Source organism: Gilliamella bombicola (genome assembly GCF_900094945.1).
Classification (GTDB): domain Bacteria; phylum Pseudomonadota; class Gammaproteobacteria; order Enterobacterales; family Orbaceae; genus Gilliamella; species Gilliamella bombicola.
On the sequence record NZ_FMAQ01000019.1, the window covers coordinates 1 to 24,606 of the forward strand.

The 24,606-nt window shown below is 35.2% G+C and carries 18 protein-coding genes, 3 tRNA genes and 1 rRNA gene; 5 read left to right on the top strand and 17 right to left on the bottom strand.

Features of this window, described 5'->3' with window-relative positions; all coding sequences use genetic code 11:
• Positions 1-399: 399 nt before the first annotated feature.
• The 5 genes from GA0061081_RS10400 to GA0061081_RS10420 all read right to left on the bottom strand — a co-directional run bounded on the left by GA0061081_RS10400 (position 400) and on the right by GA0061081_RS10420 (position 7,957).
• Complete coding sequence (locus GA0061081_RS10400) at positions 400-918, bottom strand: hypothetical protein (RefSeq protein WP_141683373.1); 519 nt, start codon at positions 916-918, stop codon at positions 400-402.
• A 431-nt stretch (positions 919-1,349) separates the two neighbouring features.
• Positions 1,350-2,888, bottom strand: coding sequence for a murein biosynthesis integral membrane protein MurJ (gene murJ / locus GA0061081_RS10405; protein WP_091350765.1), 1,539 nt, complete (start codon positions 2,886-2,888; stop codon positions 1,350-1,352).
• 141 nt (positions 2,889-3,029) lie between these two features.
• The gene (locus tag GA0061081_RS10410; RefSeq protein WP_091350729.1) at positions 3,030-4,385 is read right to left on the bottom strand and encodes a citrate synthase; all 1,356 of its coding nucleotides are present in this window, start codon (positions 4,383-4,385) and stop codon (positions 3,030-3,032) included.
• An 18-nt stretch (positions 4,386-4,403) separates the two neighbouring features.
• Positions 4,404-5,666 carry an NADP-dependent isocitrate dehydrogenase gene (gene icd, locus GA0061081_RS10415; RefSeq protein WP_091350734.1) on the bottom strand — a complete coding sequence of 421 codons (1,263 nt, stop codon included), beginning with the start codon at positions 5,664-5,666 and terminating at the stop codon, positions 4,404-4,406.
• Positions 5,667-5,692: 26 nt separating this feature from the next.
• A complete protein-coding gene (locus tag GA0061081_RS10420; RefSeq protein WP_091350737.1) occupies positions 5,693-7,957 on the bottom strand; it encodes an aconitate hydratase in 2,265 nt (754 codons plus the stop codon).
• Between the two features lie 396 nt (positions 7,958-8,353).
• Here GA0061081_RS10420 and GA0061081_RS10425 point away from each other — a divergent pair, with 396 nt between their 5' ends.
• A complete protein-coding gene (locus GA0061081_RS10425) occupies positions 8,354-9,913 on the top strand; it encodes an AbgT family transporter (RefSeq protein WP_091350740.1) in 1,560 nt (519 codons plus the stop codon).
• 23 nt (positions 9,914-9,936) lie between these two features.
• Positions 9,937-11,169, top strand: coding sequence for a peptidase T (gene pepT / locus GA0061081_RS10430; protein ID WP_091350742.1), 1,233 nt, complete (start codon positions 9,937-9,939; stop codon positions 11,167-11,169).
• A 135-nt stretch (positions 11,170-11,304) separates the two neighbouring features.
• On the opposite strand, the gene GA0061081_RS10435 is transcribed toward pepT, so the two are convergent.
• The 8 genes from GA0061081_RS10435 to znuA all read right to left on the bottom strand — a co-directional run bounded on the left by GA0061081_RS10435 (position 11,305) and on the right by znuA (position 20,247).
• Positions 11,305-11,380, bottom strand: a tRNA-Lys gene (locus GA0061081_RS10435).
• Positions 11,381-11,512: 132 nt separating this feature from the next.
• Positions 11,513-12,253 carry a tol-pal system protein YbgF gene (gene ybgF, locus GA0061081_RS10440; RefSeq protein WP_091350745.1) on the bottom strand — a complete coding sequence of 247 codons (741 nt, stop codon included), beginning with the start codon at positions 12,251-12,253 and terminating at the stop codon, positions 11,513-11,515.
• A gap of 66 nt (positions 12,254-12,319) precedes the next feature.
• Positions 12,320-12,799, bottom strand: a complete 480-nt coding sequence (gene pal / locus GA0061081_RS10445; RefSeq protein WP_091350748.1) for a peptidoglycan-associated lipoprotein Pal — start codon at positions 12,797-12,799, stop codon at positions 12,320-12,322.
• A gap of 167 nt (positions 12,800-12,966) precedes the next feature.
• Positions 12,967-14,262 carry a Tol-Pal system beta propeller repeat protein TolB gene (gene tolB, locus GA0061081_RS10450; RefSeq protein ID WP_425337798.1) on the bottom strand — a complete coding sequence of 432 codons (1,296 nt, stop codon included), beginning with the start codon at positions 14,260-14,262 and terminating at the stop codon, positions 12,967-12,969.
• A gap of 412 nt (positions 14,263-14,674) precedes the next feature.
• Positions 14,675-15,484, bottom strand: a complete 810-nt coding sequence (mutM, locus tag GA0061081_RS10455; protein ID WP_091350752.1) for a bifunctional DNA-formamidopyrimidine glycosylase/DNA-(apurinic or apyrimidinic site) lyase — start codon at positions 15,482-15,484, stop codon at positions 14,675-14,677.
• Between the two features lie 11 nt (positions 15,485-15,495).
• Positions 15,496-17,829, bottom strand: coding sequence for a bifunctional glycosyl transferase/transpeptidase (gene mrcB / locus GA0061081_RS10460; RefSeq protein ID WP_091350754.1), 2,334 nt, complete (start codon positions 17,827-17,829; stop codon positions 15,496-15,498).
• Between the two features lie 128 nt (positions 17,830-17,957).
• Positions 17,958-19,307 carry a murein DD-endopeptidase MepM gene (gene mepM, locus GA0061081_RS10465; protein ID WP_091350756.1) on the bottom strand — a complete coding sequence of 450 codons (1,350 nt, stop codon included), beginning with the start codon at positions 19,305-19,307 and terminating at the stop codon, positions 17,958-17,960.
• A 28-nt stretch (positions 19,308-19,335) separates the two neighbouring features.
• Positions 19,336-20,247, bottom strand: a complete 912-nt coding sequence (znuA, locus tag GA0061081_RS10470; protein ID WP_091350767.1) for a zinc ABC transporter substrate-binding protein ZnuA — start codon at positions 20,245-20,247, stop codon at positions 19,336-19,338.
• Between the two features lie 140 nt (positions 20,248-20,387).
• Between znuA and znuC the strand changes: the two genes are divergently transcribed.
• From znuC to GA0061081_RS10485, 3 genes are all read left to right on the top strand, one after another.
• A complete protein-coding gene (gene znuC, locus GA0061081_RS10475) occupies positions 20,388-21,170 on the top strand; it encodes a zinc ABC transporter ATP-binding protein ZnuC (protein ID WP_091350758.1) in 783 nt (260 codons plus the stop codon).
• Positions 21,163-21,963, top strand: coding sequence for a zinc ABC transporter permease subunit ZnuB (gene znuB / locus GA0061081_RS10480; RefSeq protein ID WP_091350760.1), 801 nt, complete (start codon positions 21,163-21,165; stop codon positions 21,961-21,963). The genes znuC and znuB overlap by 8 nt, the downstream gene beginning before the upstream one ends.
• Positions 21,964-22,086: 123 nt before the next feature.
• Positions 22,087-23,610, top strand: coding sequence for a YifB family Mg chelatase-like AAA ATPase (locus tag GA0061081_RS10485; RefSeq protein ID WP_085246932.1), 1,524 nt, complete (start codon positions 22,087-22,089; stop codon positions 23,608-23,610).
• Between the two features lie 5 nt (positions 23,611-23,615).
• Here GA0061081_RS10485 and GA0061081_RS10490 read toward each other — a convergent pair whose 3' ends face one another.
• The 4 genes from GA0061081_RS10490 to rrf form a co-directional block, all read right to left on the bottom strand.
• Positions 23,616-23,954, bottom strand: a complete 339-nt coding sequence (locus GA0061081_RS10490; protein ID WP_091350762.1) for a MaoP family protein — start codon at positions 23,952-23,954, stop codon at positions 23,616-23,618.
• 131 nt (positions 23,955-24,085) lie between these two features.
• Positions 24,086-24,161, bottom strand: a tRNA-Trp gene (locus tag GA0061081_RS10495).
• 8 nt (positions 24,162-24,169) lie between these two features.
• Positions 24,170-24,246 (bottom strand) — tRNA-Asp (locus GA0061081_RS10500).
• 33 nt (positions 24,247-24,279) lie between these two features.
• Positions 24,280-24,395, bottom strand: a 5S ribosomal RNA gene (rrf, locus tag GA0061081_RS10505).
• Positions 24,396-24,606 lie beyond the last annotated feature (211 nt).

The following is a 24,606-nucleotide window of genomic DNA, read 5'->3' on the forward strand; positions in this document are numbered from 1 at the left end:
GTGATAACACTGCCGATAAACATGGCGACTTCGTTAAATGCAATGATTTTGATAATTTAGGTGATACAAATAAGAACTGAGTCTGATTTAGACTACAGCGAAAATGAAAAAGATTTAGGGCGTAGGTTTGGCAGGCCAGATGCCAGATGCCAGATGCCATGCATGGTAGCGCATTTCGATTATCCTGTCAAGTAATTTTTTGTTTTATTTGAATTTTTTACAACTGACTGCTTAACTGATGAGCTCTCTCTTGTTTTGAAAGCGATTGAATTATAACCGGTTAATTAGGAATGTGCTAGTTTTTGTTAAAAATTTTAAGGTTTTGTTGTCCTATTTTTGGGAGGAATAGTTTGGGTGGTGTTTTTTGAATAAAAAAACACCACAAAAAAACCAATAAAATCAATTACTTTTCTGACCGATTTTTTGTTTTAGAAAATAATGCTTAGTCACTTTATTAAGAATCAAACCAACTAGCATAATAAGCAATATCAACAAGAGCAAGCTACGACCTACACGAATCAGGGTAATGCCGTTAATATAAAACCTTATTGGCATATGGTATAAAGAGATAAAATAAACAATGAGACAAATAAAAATCAGTATGGCAGATACAAAAACACTTTTAATGAGCTTTTCTGATTGAATTTTATTAAAGGGCTTTTTAAAACAGTTTTTAGACAAAAACAGCCCAATTAGTATAGCACCAATATAAATAGCCTTTAGAAAATTACTATCTCTCCAGTCAAAAGCAATAACGATAAACATTGAAAATAAAATGAAGTGAATATTTGAGCTGTTAGTTTCTGTAATTGCAAAGGGTTGGTTACTTTTTACAAAGAACTTTTCAAAGAAATTTGTTAAATAGTAAATTAATAAACTGTACAACAAAAAGCAGAAAACAACTGATGGGATAATCATTATCATCATTGGCGAAATAGGGCTCTCGTAGAAATAAACAATGATGCTTTGTTGAATAAGTTCAGCTACTGTCGTGAATATGGCCATCATGACAATCAATAATACTGTATTGGTTTTATTGACAATATGAATATTAGCGTAGTGAAAAACAAGCGACAACAAACCCAAAATCCATAATGTATCTACAAGATTATTTAGAAAAAAATAAAATACCAGGGAATAAAGAACCAAGTGTTTCAAAAGAAATGCTTGATTCGGGTCGTAAAAAGGCAAAACACAACCAAAGAAAAGAACTCAACACAAAATAAACTAAACTGCCAATAATGGGAAGAGTAAAAAAAGACACTTTATTCATCTTATTTCCCTATTAATTTTACTTAAACGTTCCTGTTACCTAAAATTTTTAACAAAATTTTAATTATTGTTTGTTGTTAATCAATTCGTTTAATAAAGTGTTTGATCTTAAATCCCATAGCAATCAACGACGCAAAATAGACAACGATTCCAACAATTACCAATGCAAACAATCGCCCAATACGAACCAACATTGAGCTGGTTGACCAGTCAGGTAATAAGTGTGAACCAAACCATAATGCCGCAGACATTAAAATTACCGCTATGACGATTTTAATTAAAAACCGATACCAACCGGGTTGGGGTTGATAAAGTTGTTTTTTACGTAATTGCCAATACAATAATCCAGCATTAAAGCAAGCAGCTAAACCAATGGATAGTGAAAGGCCTGCATGCTGTAATGGCCCAATAAAAACGAGATTCATTAGTTGAGTTAAAATTAAGGTGACAATTGCAATTTTGACGGGTGTTTTAATGTCCTGACGGGAATAAAATGCGGGTGCTAACACTTTAATTAAAATCAATCCAAGTAGACCGATAGAGTAAGCAACTAAAGCTCGCTGTGTCATCAATGTATCATTTAAAGTAAATTGGCCATATTCAAATAACGTTGATATAAGTGGGCGAGAAATAACACCTAATGCAATCGTGCTTGGTAAGGCCAATAAAAAGCAGAGGCGCAATCCCCAATCTAACAACTCTGAATATTGTTTATGATCGCCTTTAGAAAAGCTTTTAGCTAACGATGGCAATAATATAGTACCTAATGCCACACCAAGCACACCGGCAGGGAATTCCATTAATCGATCCGCATAATACATCCACGAAACTGAGCCAGAAACGAGAAATGAGGCAAAAATCGTATTAATAATTAATGATATTTGCCCAACAGATACCCCTAAAATTGCCGGCCCCATCTGTTTTAAAACCCGCCAAACACCACTATCTTTAAAATTTATACGAGGTAACACTAGCATGCCAATCTTTTTTAAATAAGGTAGCTGATAGAGTAATTGTAAAATCCCACCAACACCAACCGATACAGCAAGCGCTAATACCGGAGGGTTAAAGTAAGGAGTTAAAAATAGCGTGAATATAATCATACTCACATTAAGTAGTGTTGGCACAAAAGCAGGAACAGAGAAACGATTCCATGTGTTGAGTATAGCGCCGACAAGTGAAGCCAGTGATATAAAAAAGATATAAGGAAAGGTTATACGCAACATGGTCGTTGCAAGTTCAAATTTTTCGGTTGACTCTTGCATAAATCCTGGTGCAGTTAACATAATAACAAAAGGTGCGCTGACAACACCAATTAAAGTAACAATAGCTAATACTAGCGTTAATAAACCTGCAATATAAGCAACAAAGGTACGCGTTGCTTCAATCCCTTGCTGATTTTTATATTCAGCTAAAATAGGCACAAAGGCTTGCGAAAAAGCACCTTCCGCAAAAATACGCCGCAGCAAATTAGGGAGTTTAAAGGCTACAAAAAAAGCGTCAGTTGCCATACCAGCGCCAAAAAAACGCGCAATAACGGCATCACGAACAAAACCTAATACACGAGAGACCATCGTCATTGAACTAACTGTGGCTAAAGATTTTAAAAGATTCATATCTAATTTATATAAAAAGTATACAGCTGAAAACTGATAAGGAAGCATAGTCTACAAACTATTACTTTAAATCACCACGCTTTTTTCAATAAATAATGGTTTTTATTCATGCCGCCAGCATAATACTGACGGATGATAAGTTTAACGATCTTTTAATGGAATAAACGGCATAAATTGACCAATATTTTTATAAGCAGGGCGAATAATTCGGCGATCATCAAAATTAAGCTCTTCAATTCGATGAGCACACCAACCAACAATACGTGACATTGCAAATAATGGCGTATAAACCTCTCGAGGTAAGCCAATCATGTCATAAACAAAGCCAGAATAGAAATCGACATTGGCGCAAACTTGTTTTTTTGTTCTGGCATTTTTTCGATTCAAAATAGCATGGATAGCACGTTCTTCAAGCAAATTTAAAAAATTATACTCTTTTTCTCGCCCTTTTTCTTTGGCTAGTTCATACGCCATTTCTTTGAGCAACACAGCTCTTGGATCTGATACCGTATAAACTGCATGCCCAATACCATAAATTAGACCCTTTTTATCAAATACATCTTTATTTAAAATACGTTGTAAATAGGCATCAATTTCATTTACATCACTCCAATTTTTAATTTCTTTAGCTAGGTGTTTAAGCATTTTACCCACTTGTAAATTAGCACCACCATGTAATGGACCTTTTAACGATCCAATACCTGCCGCAATTGATGAGTAAGTATCAGTGCCTGTAGAACTCGTCACTCGTACCGTAAATGTTGAATTATTTCCGCCGCCGTGTTCTGCATGGATAATCATTGCCAAATCAAGCACTCGCACATCAAGTTCAGTATATCCTTCAGATCCTTTCATCATGTATAAAAAGTTTTCAGCAATGGAAAAATCCTCATTTGGGTGGCGGATATGTAATGATTTACCTTTAGCGCTGTGACTTAACATATTATAAGCATAGGCAATAATGGCAGGAAATTTTGCAATGAGATCTATGGATTGTCGCATTAAATTATCACGGGATGTATCATCAGCTTTAGAATCATAAGTATACATTTCAAGCACTGTTCTTGCTAAAATATTCATCACATCATGACCTTCAAGTTCCATGATAGCAATCTTAGTTTGCTTTTCCAGTGCCATTGATTCGCAAAGTAATCGTGAAAAATCGTATAACTCTTCTTTATCGGGTAAAGAACCTGATAATAGTAGATAGATCGTTTCTTCAAATCCTGTTCGTTGCTCTTTTTGTGCATTATGTACAAGATCTTCAATATCAATGCCTCGATATAATAATTTCCCTGGAATAGGTTTTAATGAACCACCTTCTAAATGTTCATAACCTAGCACATCTCCAATTTTGGTTAAACCAACTAATACGCCAGTGTGATCAGCATTACGTAACCCACGTTTTACATTAAAAGTTTCAAATAATTGTGATTCAATTTTACTAGTGTTTTTAATCGTTTCAGATAATTTATAAACTAAATATTTTTCTTTCATTTATTATTTCCTTTTGTGTTATAAATTATCGATTACTGCTTGAGTAAATTCAGTTGTAGATAACGATTGCCCATTTTTCATAAAACGAGCTAAATCGGTTGTTGCCTTACCTTCTTGAAATAAGCTTTGCATTGCATGGGTAATTAATTGTCCAACTTCATACCAACCAAGATAATCAAACATCATCACACCTGATAGCAATAATGATGATGGATTTGCTTGATTTTTTCCTGCAATATCAGGCGCAGTGCCATGTGTTGCTTCAAAAATAGCATGACCTGTCAGATAGTTAATATTCGCGCCAGGTGCAATACCAATGCCCCCGACCATCGCAGCAAGTTGATCTGAAACATAATCACCATTAAGGTTTAACGTTGCAACAACAGAATAATCTTCTGGTTTTAACAAAGTATTTTGTAAAAATGCATCACAAATCACATCTTTAATAATTAATTTTGACGAAGATTGAGCGTTCTTTAATGCTTGTTCTGCCGCTGATGTGCCAGCCGTTTTTTGGATTTTTGCATATTGATTCATAGTAAAAACAACATCAGCAAATTCTTTCTCTGCTAGTGCATATCCCCACTGTTTAAATCCCCCTTCAGTAAACTTCATAATATTACCTTTATGTACTAAGGTAACAGAGGGTAATTTATGGTGAAGAGCATATTTAATTGCAGCTCTAATTAAACGTTCTGATCCTTCAATTGAAACAGGTTTGACACCAAATGACGAAGTTTTAGGAAAACGAACTTTACTAACGCCCATTTGTTGTGATAAAAATTGATAAAATTTTTCAGCTTCCTGTGTGCCTTGTAGCCATTCAATACCAGCATAAATATCTTCAGTATTTTCTCGGAAAATAGTCATGCTTACTTTTTCGGGATGTTTTATTGGTGATTCCACCCCTTTGAACCAACGAACAGGACGCAGACATACATAAAGATCTAACTCTTGGCGAAGAGCAACATTGAGTGAACGAATCCCATCCCCCACTGGCGTAGTTAAAGGGCCTTTGATACCAATAAGATATTGTTTAAAAGCATTCATGGTTTCTTTAGGTAACCATTCACCATTCAAGTTGAATGACTTTTCACCAGCAAGTACTTCTTGCCATTTAATGCTACGTTTATCTTGATAAGCTTTTTCAATCGCTTTATCAAAAATTGTTCGAGCAGCATTCCAAATCTCTTTACCCACACCATCACCTTCAATAAAAGGAATAGTTGGATGATTTGGGACAATTAATTGTCCATTTTCAATTGAAACTTGCTGATTCATATTGCATCTTCCCCCTCTTTTTTCAGTTAGTTAAATCCTTCCTTCAACTTATTTAAAGCACTACCTGCTTTAAACCATTCTATTTGAGATTGATTATAAGTGTGTGCAACAGCAAAAGAGTCCACGCATCCATCTTGATGATGAAGTATCATTGTCAGCTCTTTATCTGGTGCGAAATCTACTAACCCAATAATGCTAATTTTGTCATCCTCACGAATTTTGTCATAATCGTCTTTATTAACAAATGTTAAAGCTAACATTCCTTGTTTTTTAAGGTTCGTTTCATGAATTCGTGCAAATGATTTAACCACAATGGCTTTAACATTTAAAAAGCGAGGCTCCATTGCGGCATGTTCCCGTGATGAGCCTTCACCATAATTTTCTTCAGCTACAACAATTGAGCCTAGTCCTTGAGCTTTTAACTGACGAGCTAATATGGGTACTTCAACATAATTACCTGTTTGCGGATCTAAAACTGAGTTGGTTTTTTGATTAAAGGCATTAACTGCACCAATTAACATATTATTAGAAATATTATCTAGATGTCCTCGAAATTTTAGCCATTTACCCGCCATTGAAATATGATCGGTTGTACATTTACCCGTTACTTTAATGAGCAAGGGTTGTGAAGTAATGTCTTTTCCATCCCAAGGTAAAAAAGGTGAAAGTTGTTGTAGCCGCTCTGAGTGACTTGAAATATGAACTTCAACCGCACTGCCATTGGCAATGGGTGCTATATAACCAGCATCATCAACAACAAACCCTTGCTTAGGCAACTCATCCCCTACTGGTTCAGATAATTTCACTTTCTGGCCTTTATCATTGATTAAACTATCAGTGAGTGGATTAAAGCTGAGTTTACCTGCAATTGATAATGCAGCTACAATTTCAGGAGAGCATATAAATGCATAAGTATTTGGGCTACCATCATTACGTTTAACAAAGTTACGATTAAAAGATGTCACAATCGAATTTTTATGTTCATCAGCAACTTCATCACGACGCCATTGCCCAATACAAGGTCCACAAGCATTAGCCATAATAGCTGCACCAGCTTGTTCAAAGCAACTTAAAATGCCATCTTTCTTTGAGGTGTATTTCACTTGTTTTGAGCCAGGGTTAATGATTAGTTTTGCTTTCACCTTTAGTCCTAATTGATTTGCATTATCAATCACAGAAGCCGCACGCATCAAGTCCTGATAGGAAGAGTTAGTACATGAACCAATCAAGCCCACCTCCATGTTATCTGGGTAATTATGCTCTTTGACAGCAGTAGCAAGTTGTGAAATAGGATAAGCTAAATCAGGTGTAAAAGGCCCATTAACATAAGGCTCCAATTCAGATAGATTAATTTCTATTACTTGATCATAGTATGTTTCTGGTTGTACTAAAACAGCCTGATCAGGATTGAAACAGTCCGTTAACATATTTGCTAAATCCACCACTTTTTGGCGTCCTGTCATCGTTAAATAATCAGCCGACTTTTTACTATAAGGGAATATTGATGTTGTTGCTCCGACTTCGGCCCCCATATTACATATAGTTGCTTTTCCTGTTGCTGATAAAGTTGAAGTCCCTTCACCAAAATATTCAATCACTGAATTGGTGCCGCCTTTAACCGTTAAAATGCCTGCTAGTTTTAAAATAATATCTTTTGGTGATACCCAACCTGATAGATTACCAATCAATTTTACGCCAATGATTTTTGGCATTTTCAATTCCCAAGGCATACCAGCCATGACATCAACGGCATCTGCACCACCAACCCCTATTGCGAGCATTGAAAGTCCACCAGCATTTGGCGTATGTGAATCAGTACCGATCATCATACCTCCAGGAAATGCATAATTTTCAAGTACGACCTGATGAATAATACCTGCATCGGGCTTCCAAAACCCAATACCATATTTATTCGATACATCACGTAGAAATTGATAAACTTCTTGATTATGACTTTCTGCAACAATTAAATCATCATGAGCATTTTTATAGGCTTGAATCAAGTGATCACAATGCACTGTTGAGGGCACAGCAACGCTTTGACGACCTGAGTTCATTAGCTGTAAAAGCGCCATTTGGGCAGTTGCATCTTGCATAGCAACGCGATCGGGTGAAAAATTAACATAGTCCTCACCCCGTTTATAAACCTTAATCTCTTCACCTTCTGCTAGATGTGCATAAAGGATTTTTTCCGTCAAGGTTAACGGTTTTCCAATTTTTTGGCGGATCAGATCAATCTTTTGTGGATAACTTTGGTAAATTCGTTTAATTAAATCAATATCAAAAACCATAATTAGGCTCCTATTGCATATATTATCCTTTTAGATTTCACTTAAAATTAAATGAATATTTATTCTTTTTTTATGAATTAATATTCATTACAATATACTAATAATTTTTTTATGCAATCTTGTATTAAAATCTTTTATGAAGCGCGCTTTTTGATAATTAATTAAAATTATGTAGGACAAGTACGATCGATAGTGTGATTTTTACACTATCGAAATATTAAATATTATGCACATTAACAACAATTCAAAATTGCGTGATCATATAAATAAAAATAATATAAAAAAGTTGCAAGTTAAGTAACAACCTAAACAAAACAATAGCTAAAAGCCATGTTTGCCTGCATGATCGATCTATGCTACATTGTTTTTCCGAACAATATTTAAGCTAATTTTATTATGAATCAAACAACTAATCCGTCACCAATAAGAACGGGTGGCTTTCTAAATACTATTGAACGAATTGGAAATAAGATCCCTGATGTAACCACACTGTTTTTTTATGCTTTAATCATCTGTTTTGTTGCTTCTTTATTACTCTCTTTTGTCAGCTTTAATTTTATTAATCCTGTTACGCAAGGCAAACTGGTCGTTGTCAATATGCTGGCCCCCGATCATCTTGTCACTTTTTTTACCAAGATGGTGCCTAATTTTGTCTCTTTTCCACCACTTGGCATCACAATTGTGGCAACATTAGGTATTGGTATTGCTGAAAGTAGTGGTTATATCCATGTGTTACTTAAAAAATTACTAGCTATCACCCCTAAAAAATTAGTCACACCATCGGTTATTTTTGTCAGTATGGTTTGCCATATTGCGGCTGACTCTGCTTATGTGATTTTAATGCCTGTATCAGCGATGATGTTTTATGCAATCGGGCGCCATCCACTAGCGGGGATTGCAGCTTCATTTGCAGGCTTAGCTGGTGGATTTAGCTCAAGTTATACGCCATCAATTATCGATCCAATTATGCAAGGATTTACCCAAAGTGCTGCACAAATTATCGATCCTTATTATCAAGTCAATGTACTTTGTAACTATTTCTTGAGCTTTGGTGGTACCTTTTTTGTATTGTTAGCTTGCTGGTTTGTTACCGACAAAATCGTCGAACCTCGTTTGAATGCAACCATGCCTTTAAATAATGATTTAAAGTTAGATAATATTGCCAATTCGCCAGCTATCACACCGGTTGAGAACCGAGCATTTAAAGTCGCTTCAATGGTCTTTTTAGCAATTGCTATTGGCTTGGTTTTATTATTATTACCAGAAAACTCTTTATTACGTGCGCCTGATGGAAGTATGACAAGCAATAAAGCACCAATTATGCAAATTATTGTGCCACTATTGTTTGTATTTTTCGCCATTCCTGGTTTAATACACGGTTTTATAACCGGAGCATTTAAATCATCACGCGATATTGTCAAAGCGATGGAGAACATCACTAAATCTCTTATTCCATTTATTGTTTTTGCGTTCTTTTGTGCACAATTTCTATATGTCTTTTCTCACTCACAAATTGGAACATTAATTGCGATTGGCGGCGCGGAGTTTTTAAAAGCATTGCATCTGCCTTCAGTGGTCACAATCTTTGGAGTGATAATTCTAACGAGCATGTTAAATGTGTTAATTACCTCTGCATCGTCTAAATGGGCCATATTAGCACCGATTTTTGTACCAATGCTTATGTCAGTTGGCATCTCACCAGAATTAACACAAGCGGCTTATCGTATCAGCTCGGCAGTTAATGTTAGTACACCAATGTTTGCTTTTTATCCTTTGATTATTGCTTATTGCCAGCAATACTGTAAAAACACGGGTGTAGGCACATTAAGTTCGATGATGATTCCTTATACCGCCGCACTACTTATTGCATTAACGGTAAACTTATTACTCTTTTGGTTCTTAGGTCTACCAATTGGTTTTGACAGTGGCTATGTATATCCACCCGTAAATAATTAGTTACCATAAGGAGTCACACTATAATGAATATTACCGAACAATTAGTTGAGCGTTTTTTACGTTATGTCAACGTTCCAAGTCAAAGTGCTCTTGGATGTGCGCATGTGCCCTCAACCCCAGGGCAAACAGAATTAGCCAAATTACTCAAACAAGAATTGATCGAACTTAATTTACAAGATGTTCACCTTGATGAGCATAGTATTGTAACGGCTAAACTACCAGGCAATAATCCAAATGCACCAAAAATTGGTTATATTGCCCATCTCGATACGGTCGATGTCGCCTTATCAGATAAAATCAAACCACAGAGAGTGACCTTTACCGGTCAAAATATCCTGTTAAATAAAGATAAAAATATCTGGTTTAAAGTTGATGAACATCCTGAATTGAATAAGTATCTTAATGATGAATTGATTGTCACTGATGGCACAAGTGTACTTGGTGCTGATAATAAAGCCGCCATTGCCGTTGTGATGACAATGTTAGATCAATTACAACAACAAAATTGTACTCATGGCGATATTTATGTGGCATTTGTACCTGATGAAGAAGTAGGCTTAAATGGTGCTAAGAAACTTGATTTAAATCGCTTCAAACCTGATTTTGCTTATACAATCGATTGTTGTGAACTAGGTGAAGTTGTTTATGAAACTTTCAATGCTGGCTCAGCAATCATTGAGATTACTGGTGTATCTGCTCATCCAATGTCGGCAAAAAATGTTTTAATCAATCCTATCCGTGTAGCTAATGATATTATTAACTGTTTTGATAGTTTCGAAACACCTGAGCATACCGAAGGTAAAGAAGGTTATTTTTGGTTTAATGATATTGTTGGCAATCAAAGTACCACAACATTAAAAATGAGTATTCGTGACTTTGATTTAGCTAAATATGAAGCACGTAAAGCTTATATCCAAGAAGTGGTGAGCTTTATTAGTCGAAAATATCCAAGGGCTAAAATTGAGTGTAAAATTACCGATATTTATAGCAATATAGCTAACTATTTGGGTAATGATCGTCGCTGTATTGATTTGATTTATCAATCATTTGAGCACCTCAATATTCAGCCAAATACGATCGCTATGCGGGGGGGGACGGATGGTTCAGCACTTTCTGCTAAAGGTCTTACCACACCAAATTACTTTACTGGTGCACATAACTTTCATTCGTGCTTTGAGTTTTTACCATTATCATCATTTCTTAAATCTTTTGAAGTAACGATGAAAATTATCGAATTAGCCGCCAAAGCAAAGTAATATAAAAAAGGGGGAATATCTCCCTTTTTCTTCCTTTTAAGCATACCAATGAATGTAGAGATTTATTCTGTTCAAGGTTCAAACATTGAAATGGTATTAGCTAAAAATGAAGTAAGTGAAGATTTATGAGATAAATGGTGGGTCGTGAGCGATTCGAACGCTCGACCAACGGATTAAAAGTCCGCTGCTCTACCGACTGAGCTAACGACCCATTTGACAAAAACCACTTTAGCTTTAATGCTTAAAGCCACAAGCGATTTCGGGTTGGTATGATACTTATAATTATAATGCTACGCAACCCTTTTATTGTCATTTTTACGCAATAGCCGGTTATTTATACACTTCACTTTAGTGACGCTAATTTTTTATTCGCAAGTGCGACCGCATTCTTATCTTTTGAATACTTATTCACCACTTGTTGAAAAACCGCTTTGGCATTTTTATTGTCTCCTTTATCAAGTAAAATTAATCCTACTTTATAAAGGCTATCAGCGGCTTTTGGTGAAGAGGGGAAATCTTTTACCACAGTCGCATAATAAAATGAAGCATCATCTTTTTTGTTTTGTTTATATGAAAGTTGACCAAGCCAATAATTAACGTTGGCTCGGTAATTAGACTTTGGGTAGGTTTTTAAATACTTTTGAAACGCGGCAATGGCTTCATTATTTTGTTTGCCATCATTAACAAACTGCATGACAAAATTATAATCAGCTTTATCATCACCTGAAGTTGTCCATCCAGATAAATCTGAAGACGAAGATGTTGATGAAGTCGAATCAGAAGATGGAGCTGAGTTATTTTCTTGTGAGTCAGAATTAGAATTTGATGAAAATCCAGAACCATTAGCCATTTGCTGTAAAATCATTTTTTGGCGTTCAATCACCTGATTCAATTGATATTTTGTTTCCTCTAACTGACCGCGGAGTGTATCTACATCAGCTTGTAAATCGCTAATTTTTTGTTGGTTTTGAATTATCAACTGCCCTTGAGCTTGAATAGTTCGATCAATATCAGAACTACCTGCAGCACAACCATAACCTGTAAATAAAAGAAACAGGAACAATGTGAGTATTTTTTTATGCATATTATTAGACTCGGCGTGAACTTAAAAAATAAAAACGGCTGAATAATCAGCCGTTATAAGATGCTATTAATATCCAGCATAAGTTACTACAGCACGACGGTTTTTAGCATAAGCCGCTTCATCATGCCCTAATACAGCTGGTTTTTCTTTACCATAAGAAACAATTTCCATTTGGCTTGCAGAAGCACCATTACCTTGTAGGTAAGATTTAACCGCAGCTGCACGACGTTCACCTAATGCGATGTTATATTCAGGAGTACCGCGTTCATCAGCGTGACCTTCGATAACAACTTTTACATTATTTGCACGGATAAATACAGCGTGTGCATTTAATAATGTTGCATATTCAGACTTAACATTATATTTATCAAAATCAAAATATACTGTATTGGTTTGTTGTAATTTTTGAAGTTGTTCTAAGGCTTCTTTTGATAAAGTACCATTTAAATTACCGCCTGCATTACGGCTACTATTAGATGAACATGCAGTTACAGCGATTAATGGTAAAGCAACCGCTGCTACTTTAAGAAATTTAGAAAATTGCATTGTATTAACTCCTTTGTTTAAATAAATTATTACTTATATTTTATAAATCTAACCAACTTAAAAGTAACATCTGTTACTAACCAGAAAGATTAGAGGTATATATTATAACGGCCTTAAACTTTACACAATTTTAATAATCTTAATATTGTATAATTTTTAAGCTCCTCTTATAAATATGGAGACCATGCAGGGAATTTTACCTGCCCATCAGTTGCTGGCAACCTTGCTTTGAAGTTACCATCGGTAGATACAAGATTCAAAATGGTACCTAATCCTTGTGATGAACTATAAATAATCATAGTACCATTTGGTGCAATACTTGGCGTTTCATCTAAAAAAGTATCGGTTAAACGTTGATAGGTTTTTGTATCCATATCATATCGAGTAATATGTTGTTCACCATTATTAGTTGAGATCATTGCAATAAAGGAACCATCAGGTGATACTCGAGCATTCTGATTTTGCGTATTATCCCATGTTATTCTTTGAGAGGCTCCACTATTGATATTGATACTATATAATTGAGGACGTCCAGCTTGGTCAGATGTGTAAACAATAGTTTGATTATCCGGCATCCAAGATGGTTCCGTATCATTACTACGGCTAGATGTAATTTGCGTGATTTTTTTGCTAGATAAATCCATCATATATAAATTTAAGCTTCCTCCTTTAGATAAAGCAAAAGCTAATTTGCTACCGTCTGGAGAAAATGCCGGAGCACCATTATGTTGCGGAAAAGATGCAATTGTTTGAACAGCACCGCTCTCTAATGTTTTTAAAACCAATGCAGAATGACCGCCTTCAAAAGTCACATAAGCTAATTTTTTACCATCAGGTGACCAAGTAGGAGACATTAACGGTTCTTTAGAACGATGAACTGTGGTTTGATCATAACCGTCATAATCAGATACTCTTAATTCATGCGAAAAAGGCCCTTTGGTTGTTTTAACAACATAAGCAATTCGTGTTCTAAATGCGCCTTTAATACCGGTTAATGATTCAAAGATTTCGTCACTAGCAGTATGCGCCGCATAACGAACCCAGCGTTTTTCAATAGAAAATTGGTTTTGTGCCAAAACTGTACCAGGACGGTTGACTGTATCAACTAATTGATAATTTATAAGGTATTTTCCGGATGCATCGGGTTGAATTGAACCTACTACAACTGCTGAAACACCAAGATTGTTCCATACCGCAGGAGTCACCTCTGAAGCAGTGGTTGGCTTTTGAGGCATGCGATTAACTTCAATAGGATTAAACTTACCACTATTACGCAAATCAGAAGCAATAATATCTTCAATAATTTGTGGGGGCTCACCGCCACCAGTCCATTTGAATGGAGTAACAGCGATTGGTTTAGCAGAATTCACACCATCGGTAATAATAATTCTGACTTCAGAATTAGCCATCGTAGTAAAAAATAAAATAAAACAAGTTGTCAAAAAGCGAGAAGCGAATTTGATCATCTTAAATTCCTTAATAAAAGCAAGAAACATTGAGTTAAATTAAACATAAACCGATAAAAAACAGAAAAAACCATTTAAAATTAATATATTACCGATAATTAGCCACACATGAAAACTTTACAAAACATAAACAATTTTGTATCAAGAAAGATAGCCGATATCCGTTAACAAGTCCATAGTCTTTAAAATAAAAAGATTTCTATAATATTCATGGTGTTACTCTATAAAATACTCAAAGTAACAATAAAAAAATTATTCTAATTGTATGTATCTATACTAATCCTATTTAAATAAGGTTTAAAGAGTTTGAAAAGATATTTTTATGCATGAAAAAGAACGAATATATCAAAAAGTTTACAATTTTGATGGTGACCATAAGGAAGTGATAATTTTGCTTAAAAATATGCCATTATTTTTGGCAATTTTCACAATAAAAAGTATTACGCTGCCCTATTTTTTGTGATTTTATTTCTATTCCACAAATTATGCACGGTTCATCTTTGCGACCATAAACTTGTAGTTCTTGTGCAAAATATCCAGGTTTGCCATCAGACTGAAGAAAATCCTTTAGTGTTGTTCCGCCTTGTTCAATTGATTTGGTAAGAACTTGTTTAATGGAAGCAACCAATCTTTCAAATTCATTTAATTGTAAGGAGTTGACTTTGCGATTAGGATTAATTTTAGCCATAAATAGCGATTCAGAAGCGTAAATATTACCAACGCCAACCACAATATGGTTATCCATAATCCAGCTTTTAATAGGAACTTGTCGATTTCGGGCTTTCTCGAATAAATATTCTGCTGAAAATTCATTGCTTAAAGGCTCTGGTCCTAAATGTTGTAATTGAGATATTTGATCTAATGAATTTGCCCAAAGCCAAGATCCAAAACGCCTTGGATCGGTATAACGTAAGATGACACCATTGTCTAAGACAAGATCGATATGATCGTGCTTTTCTGCTTTTTGGTGATTTTGTAAAATACGTAAGCTACCTGACATTCCCAGATGAATTACAATCCAATTGTTAGATAGCTGTAATAATAAATATTTTGCACGCCGTTTTATATCTAAAATCACTTGTCCATGAGCATTACTTATAGCCCTATCAACTGGCCAGCGTAATTTAGATTGTCGAACAATAATTTTATCTATAGTTTGTCCCTTTAAATACGGTAAGATGCCTCGGCGACTTGTTTCAACTTCTGGTAATTCAGGCATATTCTTCTCTCCTAATTATTCAATAGATCTGTAACCCAAGTTGGCGCTTGCTGAGCAGGCACTGACTGGTTATTGCCAGAGCATAAGCTCTGTGGATTAATCGTCCATACAGGTAAAGATCGAATGCCACTTCCATTACATTGCCACCGCCCATCGCTATCAATAGGTACCATAAAAATATTTTGAGGTTGTGGCAATACTAATTTCTTTGGTGGATTATTTTGTAAATATTCACTATAAATTTTTAAAGCACCCGTTGCACCTGTCAATTTCATTGGGGAATGATCATCTAAACCAATCCAAATAACAGCAACATTTTTACCGTCAATCCCTGTAAACCAGCTATCACGAGAATCATTACTTGTACCTGTCTTAGCAGCTAAATTAAACGAACCGTATTTAGCTTTTAATGAACGAGATGTCCCAGAATTAACCACTTGTTGCATAGCATAAGTAGTTAAATAAGCCGATTGTTGAGATACTGCCTGAAGCTGTTGTGGATAGCTTTGATAAACCAGCTCACCTTTATCCGTCAATACATATCTTAAAATAGAAAGTGGAGAACGTTGACCATTATTAGCTATCGTTTGAAACATCTGTGCAGTTTCTAACGGTGTTAATTCTAAAGCACCAAGTAACCTTGATGGTAAATTAGGTATACGCTCTGCGGGTATGCCTAACGCTTGTAAAGTATTCTTTGTTGCATCAAGCCCCAATGCCATACCTAAATTAACAGTAGGTACATTGAGTGAAAGCGCTAGGGCGTCGACCAACATAACACGATCGCGGAATTTACGGTCATAGTTTTTCGGTTCCCAATACCCCCCACCATCAAGCTTAATCGATAAAGGATTATCGTTAAGCCAAGTATTAAGTTGGTAATGATCGGGTTGTCCAAGTGCGGTTAGATAAGTTGACGGTTTAGCTAATGAACCAATTGCTCGCTGAGTTAACCAAGCACGATTATAACCCGGATAACGCGGCTCTGCGCTACCAATAATTGCGCGTATTTCCCCAGTCTCGCGACTGACAATCACCATTGCTGTTTGTAATTCTTTATTGGTTGATGTACGCAGTTTCTCAATTTCGTTAGTGACCGCTTGCTCTGCAGCGGATTGAGCCACAGGATCAAAGGTAGTAAAAATCTTCATACCAGACAAATGATCTGCTTTATCACCTAATTGTTTTCGAAGTTCACTGCGCACAACTTGCATAAATGCTGGTTGTGGTGAAATCACACCACCTTTAGGTAGAACTGTTAGTGGGCGCTGACTTAATAAAGTATACAGCTCATCATCAATAATACCTTGCTGCTGAGCGAGTTTTAAAACTACATTACGACGTTCGATAACTTGTTGAGGTTGTGTCCAAGGATTATATTGTGAAGCCCCTTTTACCATACCAACTAGTACTGCTTGCTGATCTAATGTAAGTTCATTAACTGGACGACCAAAATAGTAAAGACTCGCTAATGGAAAGCCATGAATCTCCTCACTACCCGCTTGTCCCAAATAAACTTCATTTAAATAAAGTTCTAAAATACGTTCTTTGCTATAACGACCATCCAAAATCAATGCCATATAAGCTTCACGTATTTTTCGACTTAAACTACGTTCATTAGTTAAAAAAAGGTTTTTAACCGTTTGCTGGGTTAATGTACTCCCACCTTCGGTACGACCTGTTGTTAAATTAACAAAAATAGCACGGCCAATAGAATATAAACTTACACCATGATGATCATAAAAACGTTTATCTTCTGTTGCAACTAATGTTTGTAACAACGAATCAGGGAACTCCTTTAATGGCACAAATAACCGTTGCTCACCATTTGGAGAATGCATCATAGTAATTAATTTAGGATCAATTTTAAGCAATCCAAAATCACGTCCTGTCTCTAGATTAGTAATACGATCGATACGATTTTCATAAAAAGTAATTCTGACTCTAAACGCTTGCTCTTCACCATCAGGAAAAGTAAAAGGTCGACGATAAACCTCAACCGCATCATTACTTACAATAAATTCACCGGGGCGAGTAGCTTTAGTATCTTGCTGACGATATTGTGCACCAACTAATAGTGTCACTACATCGTTTAAGCTATATTCACTATCAGGCTCAAGATCAATAATTTGACCATAAACCGCTGCTGGCAACTCCCACACATTTCCGTCAATCCGCTCTTTGATTTGTTGATCAAGATAGACGCCATAAATGATAGCCACAGCAGCAAATACGAGAAATAACTTAAATAGTAATGTTAAAAATCGTCGCCAAAGTGTAGTCTTTTTATTTTTTTTAGTCCTTTTAGAAGATCGTTTTTTTGCTGTTTTAGTTGATGTGTTCAAACTTCACCTAACATTTATTATCCAATAAAATTAGCTTATGATAACATAATTTTTGAAGGATACCTCGCCCTTCTTTTTGTGAAAATTTCAGGTAACTAGATGCTTAAATATGGAATAAATGTGTAAGTTTAGAAATTTAGCTGTGAGCTAATACTTTTAACTTTTGATAAGAATGCTTTTTTCGATTTACCGGTTAATCCTTCCGAGATAGGTAAACTTGCCGTTAACGGATTAACAGGCTTGTTATTAATATGTAATTCAAAGTGCAAATGAGGCCCTGTGGAACGCCCTGTATTTCCTGATAGTCCAATTTTATCACCTTGTTTAACTTGTTGCCCAGGTTTGACTAAAATTTTATCCAAGTGCATATAAGTGGTCATATACTGACGACCATGCCGAATAGCAATATAATTACCCGCTGAACCACTATACTTTGCAATGACTACTTCACCATTACCAACAGATAATACAGGTGTTCCACGCGATACCGCAAAATCAACACCATTATGAGGGGCTATTTGTCCTGTAACGGGGTGCAAGCGGCGTGGATTAAATCCAGAGGAAACTCGCGCTTTTGTGGCTAAAGGATAACGAAAAAAGCTTTGGGATAAGCTGTTACCACTGATGTCATAATATTTACCATCATCAGCTAAAATAGCATAATAATCTTTGGTTCCACTTTTTATACGGACGCCTAGCAACTGGCTATTGGATAAATTTTTACCATGCATTTCTCGTGTTAAAGCAACTGAAAATTTATCACCAACTTGTAATCGACGAAAATCTAAACGCCATTGTAAAGCACGGGTAATAATACCAATTTCATTACTAGTTAGCCCACTTTTGCGAGCATCAGCAACAAAATTAGTTTTAATGTCGCCTTTTATAACAATATCTTGTGGTACTACTTCAGCTGTTTCAGAACTTTCTACAAATTTATCGCCCGATTTTTCATAGATTCGAATATTATTACTTGATATTGTCCAACTAAAAGTTTGCAAATTATGGTTATCATCAGTCGTCCAGCTAATTTGTTGGCCTATTCTTAAATTTGCGAGTTGTTTAAATTTAGTCGTTAACTGATAAATATCATTTCGATTAACATTATAGCGAATTAAAATATCATGTAGAGTATCGCCGCGCACAATAGTATATTGCACTGAGTTATCTTTATCATCAACGATATCATCTAATTCATCTTTTACAATTTCATCTTCAGGAACATCTGATGATTCGGTAACAGTAGCAGCTTTCCCATTGACTATTTCGACTATTCCATCATCATCAATAGAATGGGAGTTATCATTTACAGTAGTTTCAACTTGAGGAGTTAAAGGAACATAAACAGTGCGATCCAAATTAAGTGGACGCCACAGAATGGTAAATAAAATAACAATAAAAAGAACGCCTAATATTGAAAAATAGGGAATGTTAAAATTATTTTTTTCAATATCAGGGGATTTTATTTGTCTTGCCAAAATTAACCTTAACTATTTATTACTAAAACTAATTTTTATCTAAACAATCCAACAGTTGCTGTGTTAGTTTTAATAAAAATTGCGAATATGCATCTTTTGAAAGAGCGATACCTGTTCCTAATGGATTTAATTCTCCAATTCGAACATCTGTCCCATCCACTAATTTTTCAATAACCGCTGGGCTAAACTGTGGTTCACGAAATACACATACAGCTTGGTGTTCTTTGAGTTTTTGCTGAATAGAATAAACTTTTTGAACTCCAGGCTGAACTGCTGGATTTATAGTAAAACTACCTAGTTTTTTCAATCCGAACCGTGCCTCAAAATACCCATAAGCATCATGAAACACAAAATACCCTCTATTTTGTACGGTAATTAGTTTTTTTGCAATGTTTTGTTCTGTTTCTGCAAGCTTTATGTTGAATTTGTTTAAATTTTCATCGATTAATGCGCTTTTATTTGGATAAAGCTTGATGAGTTTATCATGAATTGACTGCGCAACAATCTTAGCAATTTCAGGGGAAAGCCAAATATGCTCATCATATTCACCATGCTGATGATGATCTTGAACAGACTCATCATGAGAATGGTTATCTTCATCCTCATCATCATGGCTAGTACGAAGCAATGCGTTAATCTCTGGTATTGCCATTAATTCGATTTGCTTTTGCTTATCAATACTTTTTAGGATTGTTGGCATAAAAGTTTCCATATCTTCACCAACCCAAACCACAAGCTCAGCTGATTTTAGTTTAGCTAAATCAGATGGTTTTAAAGAATACGTGTGAGGAGATGCACCATCAGGAAGTAAAATATCAGTATCGCTCACTCCAGAAGCAATGGCCTCAGTGATAAAACCTATCGGTTTTACAGACGAAATAATTTTCGCGTTAGCATAATTAGTGATACTTTGAAGAAGTGCTAATGAACTTAGTATCATTAAAAAAGAAGCTAATTGTTTACTATTTCGTACAATATATTTTTTCACATCATTATCCTATATTTATAAATTATGATAGAATAGAACTAATTGTTGTTATAATATAACATAACATATTTATAGGCAAGGGCCCCAACAATATGACGCCATTAATTTCTCTTGATAATATTTCGGTAGAAATTGACCATCAAAAAATATTATATGATGTTTCATTAAGAATACATCTTAATCAAATTATTACATTATTAGGACCTAATGGTGCGGGTAAATCTACCCTAGTAAAAGTTATTTTGGGATTAATCCCTTGCACCTCAGGGACAATCGTGCGTTCACCTAATTTAACGATTGGCTATGTGCCACAATCAATCAACTTAAATTCAACACTACCTATTACAGTTAAACGTTTTATGCGCTTAAATAAGCAATTAAATAACGAAGATATACTTAATATATTATCCATGGTAAAAGCTGAATATTTGATCAATAAATCAATGCATCAATTATCAGGTGGTGAATTACAACGTGTCTTATTAGCTCAAGCCTTAGCAAAGAAACCTCAATTATTGATTCTTGATGAACCAACTCAAGGCGTTGATGTCAATGGTCAGGTATTATTATATGATTTAATCACCGATGCAAAAAATCAGTTTAATTGCGGTGTCTTAATGGTTTCTCATGATCTTCATTTAGTGATGGCAAAAACAGATGAAGTAATCTGTTTAAATCATCATATCTGTTGCTCTGGTACGCCAGCAATTGTTTCTAATGACCCAGAATTTATTTCTCTTTTTGGTCAACATGGGGCATCACAAATCGCTGTCTATAAACACCATCACAATCACCAACATGATTGTTGCAAATCCCCTATTAAACAAAATAAGGTAATTGTTTTACCTAGCCATGAAAGGAAAAATAATGATTGAGTTACTATTACCATCTTTATTAGCTGGATTATGCTTAACTAGTATAACAGGACCGTTAGGTACTTTCGTTGTTTGGCGTAGGATGTCCTATTTTGGTGATACGTTATCACATGCTGCTTTACTTGGTATCGCATTTGGATTTTTACTGAATATCAATTTATTTTATGCTGTCATTTTTATAACTCTTTTACTCGCCTTAGGATTAATTTGGTTAGAAGCTCAAAAACAACTTCCCATTGATACTTTACTTGGTATTTTAGCTCATAGTGCATTATCGCTTGGCTTGGTAGTAATTAGTTTAATGAGCAATATTCGTATTGATTTAATGGGATACTTATTTGGTGATCTGTTATCAGTAACATATTCAGATCTTTATCAAATTATTATTTGTGTAGCATTTATTGGTGCTTTATTATTTTGGCAATGGAATAACATTTTATTCATTACTGTGAGTGAAGAATTAGCTTTTAGCCATGGAATTAATGTACAGATCACAAAATTACTTTTGACGCTCCTATTAGCGTTAACTATAGGTCTATCGATGAAATTTGTCGGAGCCCTGATTATCACATCTTTGCTTATTATTCCTGCCGCAACAGCTAAATATTATTCGAAAACTCCCGAAACAATGGCATTAGTTGCAATAATAATAGGTATGTTATCAGTTATTGCTGGATTGATATTTTCATTTATTTACGACACGCCAACTGGTCCATCAATAGTATTAAGTAATACTTGTCTGTTTTTTATATCACTATTTATTTCAAAACTAATTTTAAATAAAAAAAATTGAAATCATTGCAAAATTGAATTATTTATTGCGTTTTGTATCCCATTAATAAAATGGTATTAATGGGTTGCTCGATATTTTCTAATATTATAAGAATACAAATCAACATGTTAATAATTAGAAATTATGTCACTTGCAATTATTTATACGCGAGCATCTATTGGAATACAAGCGCCCTTAATAAACGTTGAAGTTCATATTAGTAATGGCTTGCCAGGCTTTGTCTTAGTTGGCCTGCCTGAAGCAACTGTTAAAGAGGCTAAAGATCGAGTTAGAAGTGCCATTATTAATAGCGGTTTTACCTTTCCAGCTAAAAAGATAACAGTTAACTTATCTCCAGCAGATCTACCCAAAGAAGGAAGCCGCTTTGATTTACCAATAGCGATTGCTATTCTTGCTGCAACAGAACAAATTCCAACAGATAATTTATTGCATTATGAATTTTTGGGTGAATTAGCCTTGTCAGGAAATATCAGAGCGGTAAAAGGCGCTATTCCTGCTGCAATTTCTTCTAAAAAGAAAAAGCGTACCTTAATAATTTCGGCTGAAAACCAATCTGAGATATCTTTAATTAATCAAAATAATACATTGATTACTAGTAGCTTATTAGAGTTATGTCAGTATTTATCCAAAGAAATTGATTTACCAACAGTTCAATATCGTGAATATTATGATATTGATAATAATTCGGCTAATCTACAAGATATAATCGGACAGGAACATGCAAAACGAGCATTAGAAATTGCAGCTGCAGGTGGTCATAATTTATTATTAATTGGTCCTCCTGGCACAGGAAAAACGATGTTAGCAACTCGCTTAACATCTTTATTACCCCAACTGTCTGATGAAGAGGCACTTGAAAGTGCTGCAATAACTAGTTTAGTTAGTCCAAATGGCTCAATTAAAAACTGGCGCAAAAGACCTTTTAGATCTCCTCACCATAGTGCATCAACCGCTGCACTGGTTGGCGGAGGATCGATACCTAAACCGGGAGAAATTTCACTAGCACATAATGGGGTATTATTTTTAGATGAATTACCTGAATTTAATCGAAAGGTATTAGATGCTTTGAGAGAACCGATTGAATCGGGTGAAATTATCATTTCTAGAGCAAACGCAAAAATAAAATTTCCTGCAAAGTTTCAATTAATAGCTGCAATGAATCCAAGTCCAACAGGGCATTATCAAGGAACACATAATAGAACAACACCGCAACAAACAATACGCTATTTAAATCGACTTTCAGGACCGTTTCTTGATAGGTTCGATATTTCTATTGAAGTACCTTTATTACCTAAAGGTACACTGAGTCAAAATGCCACTCAATCAGAATCAACTGAAACAGTAAAACAACGAGTTTTACAGGCGAGAAAAATTCAATTTAAAAGAAACAATAAATTAAATAGTCAGTTAAGTACAAAAGAAATTCAATGCTATTGTCAGTTATCAAATGAAAATAACGAATATTTAGAGCAAGCTTTAATAAAATTAGGACTCTCTGCTAGGGCATGGCATCGAATATTGAAAGTATCACGCACAATTGCTGATTTAGATTTGTCAAAAAACATAGAACGAAAACACATTTCAGAAGCATTGAGTTATCGCTCTATGGATCGATTACTAATTCAATTACACAAAAACATTGGTTAAAAGAATTAGTCATCACTATCTACAAAATCATCAGTCACATCAACTTGTGGTTTTCCACCGGATAATGTATGAAACCGTTTTGGTTTATTTATACGAGAAAGGTACTTCAACCATGTTTTTTCAAAATCTGTAGATGGTTCTTTTTTACCTTTGCAAACAGCTACAAATGATTTTTCTTCTGCAGTAGATGGATTTCTGGTTTCTGCATCAAGATCTTTAAAAGCACAACCATGCTTTTCTAAAATCAAAGCTTCTTTAATAGTAAAATCCCCATGGCGGGAAAATCCTCTTGGATAATTTTTATTATCAAAAAAACGTTGTTGACTTACAAAACTCTCAGCCATGTTCTATCCTCTAGATTGTAAAAGTATTGGGCGAGAATTATAATTGACTAAGTTAATCTGTAAACAAAATTCTTTTATTTATATAGACGAAAATAGCCAAATGACTAAAATTAGAACAAATTAACATTTTTTGGCAGGGGCGGAGAGTCTCGAACTCCCAACACCCGGTTTTGGAGACCGGTGCTCTACCAATTGAACTACGCCCCTAGATAAGGTGGCGGAACGGACGGGGCTCGAACCCGCGACCCCCTGCGTGACAGGCAGGTATTCTAACCAACTGAACTACCGCTCCACCGTATTTGGTGTGTATACATAAAATTTAAAAGTCTGGCGGCACCCTACTCTCACATGGGTAATACCCACACTACCATCGGCACTACGGCGTTTCACTTCTGAGTTCGGCATGGGGTCAGGTGGGACCACCGCGCTATTACCGCCAGACATATCCTATACTCTTCTCAATTAGTCAAATTATCTCATATCTGCACTAATCTCTCAATCCGGAACAAACTGTTATTTCAACTTTTATACTAGCTCTCTTCTTCATCAAAACTTCTGCGTAATCCAAAACAACTCCGAGTTGTAAGGTTAAGACTCTCGGTTCATTAGTATCAGTTAGCTCAATGTATCACTACACTTACACACCTGACCT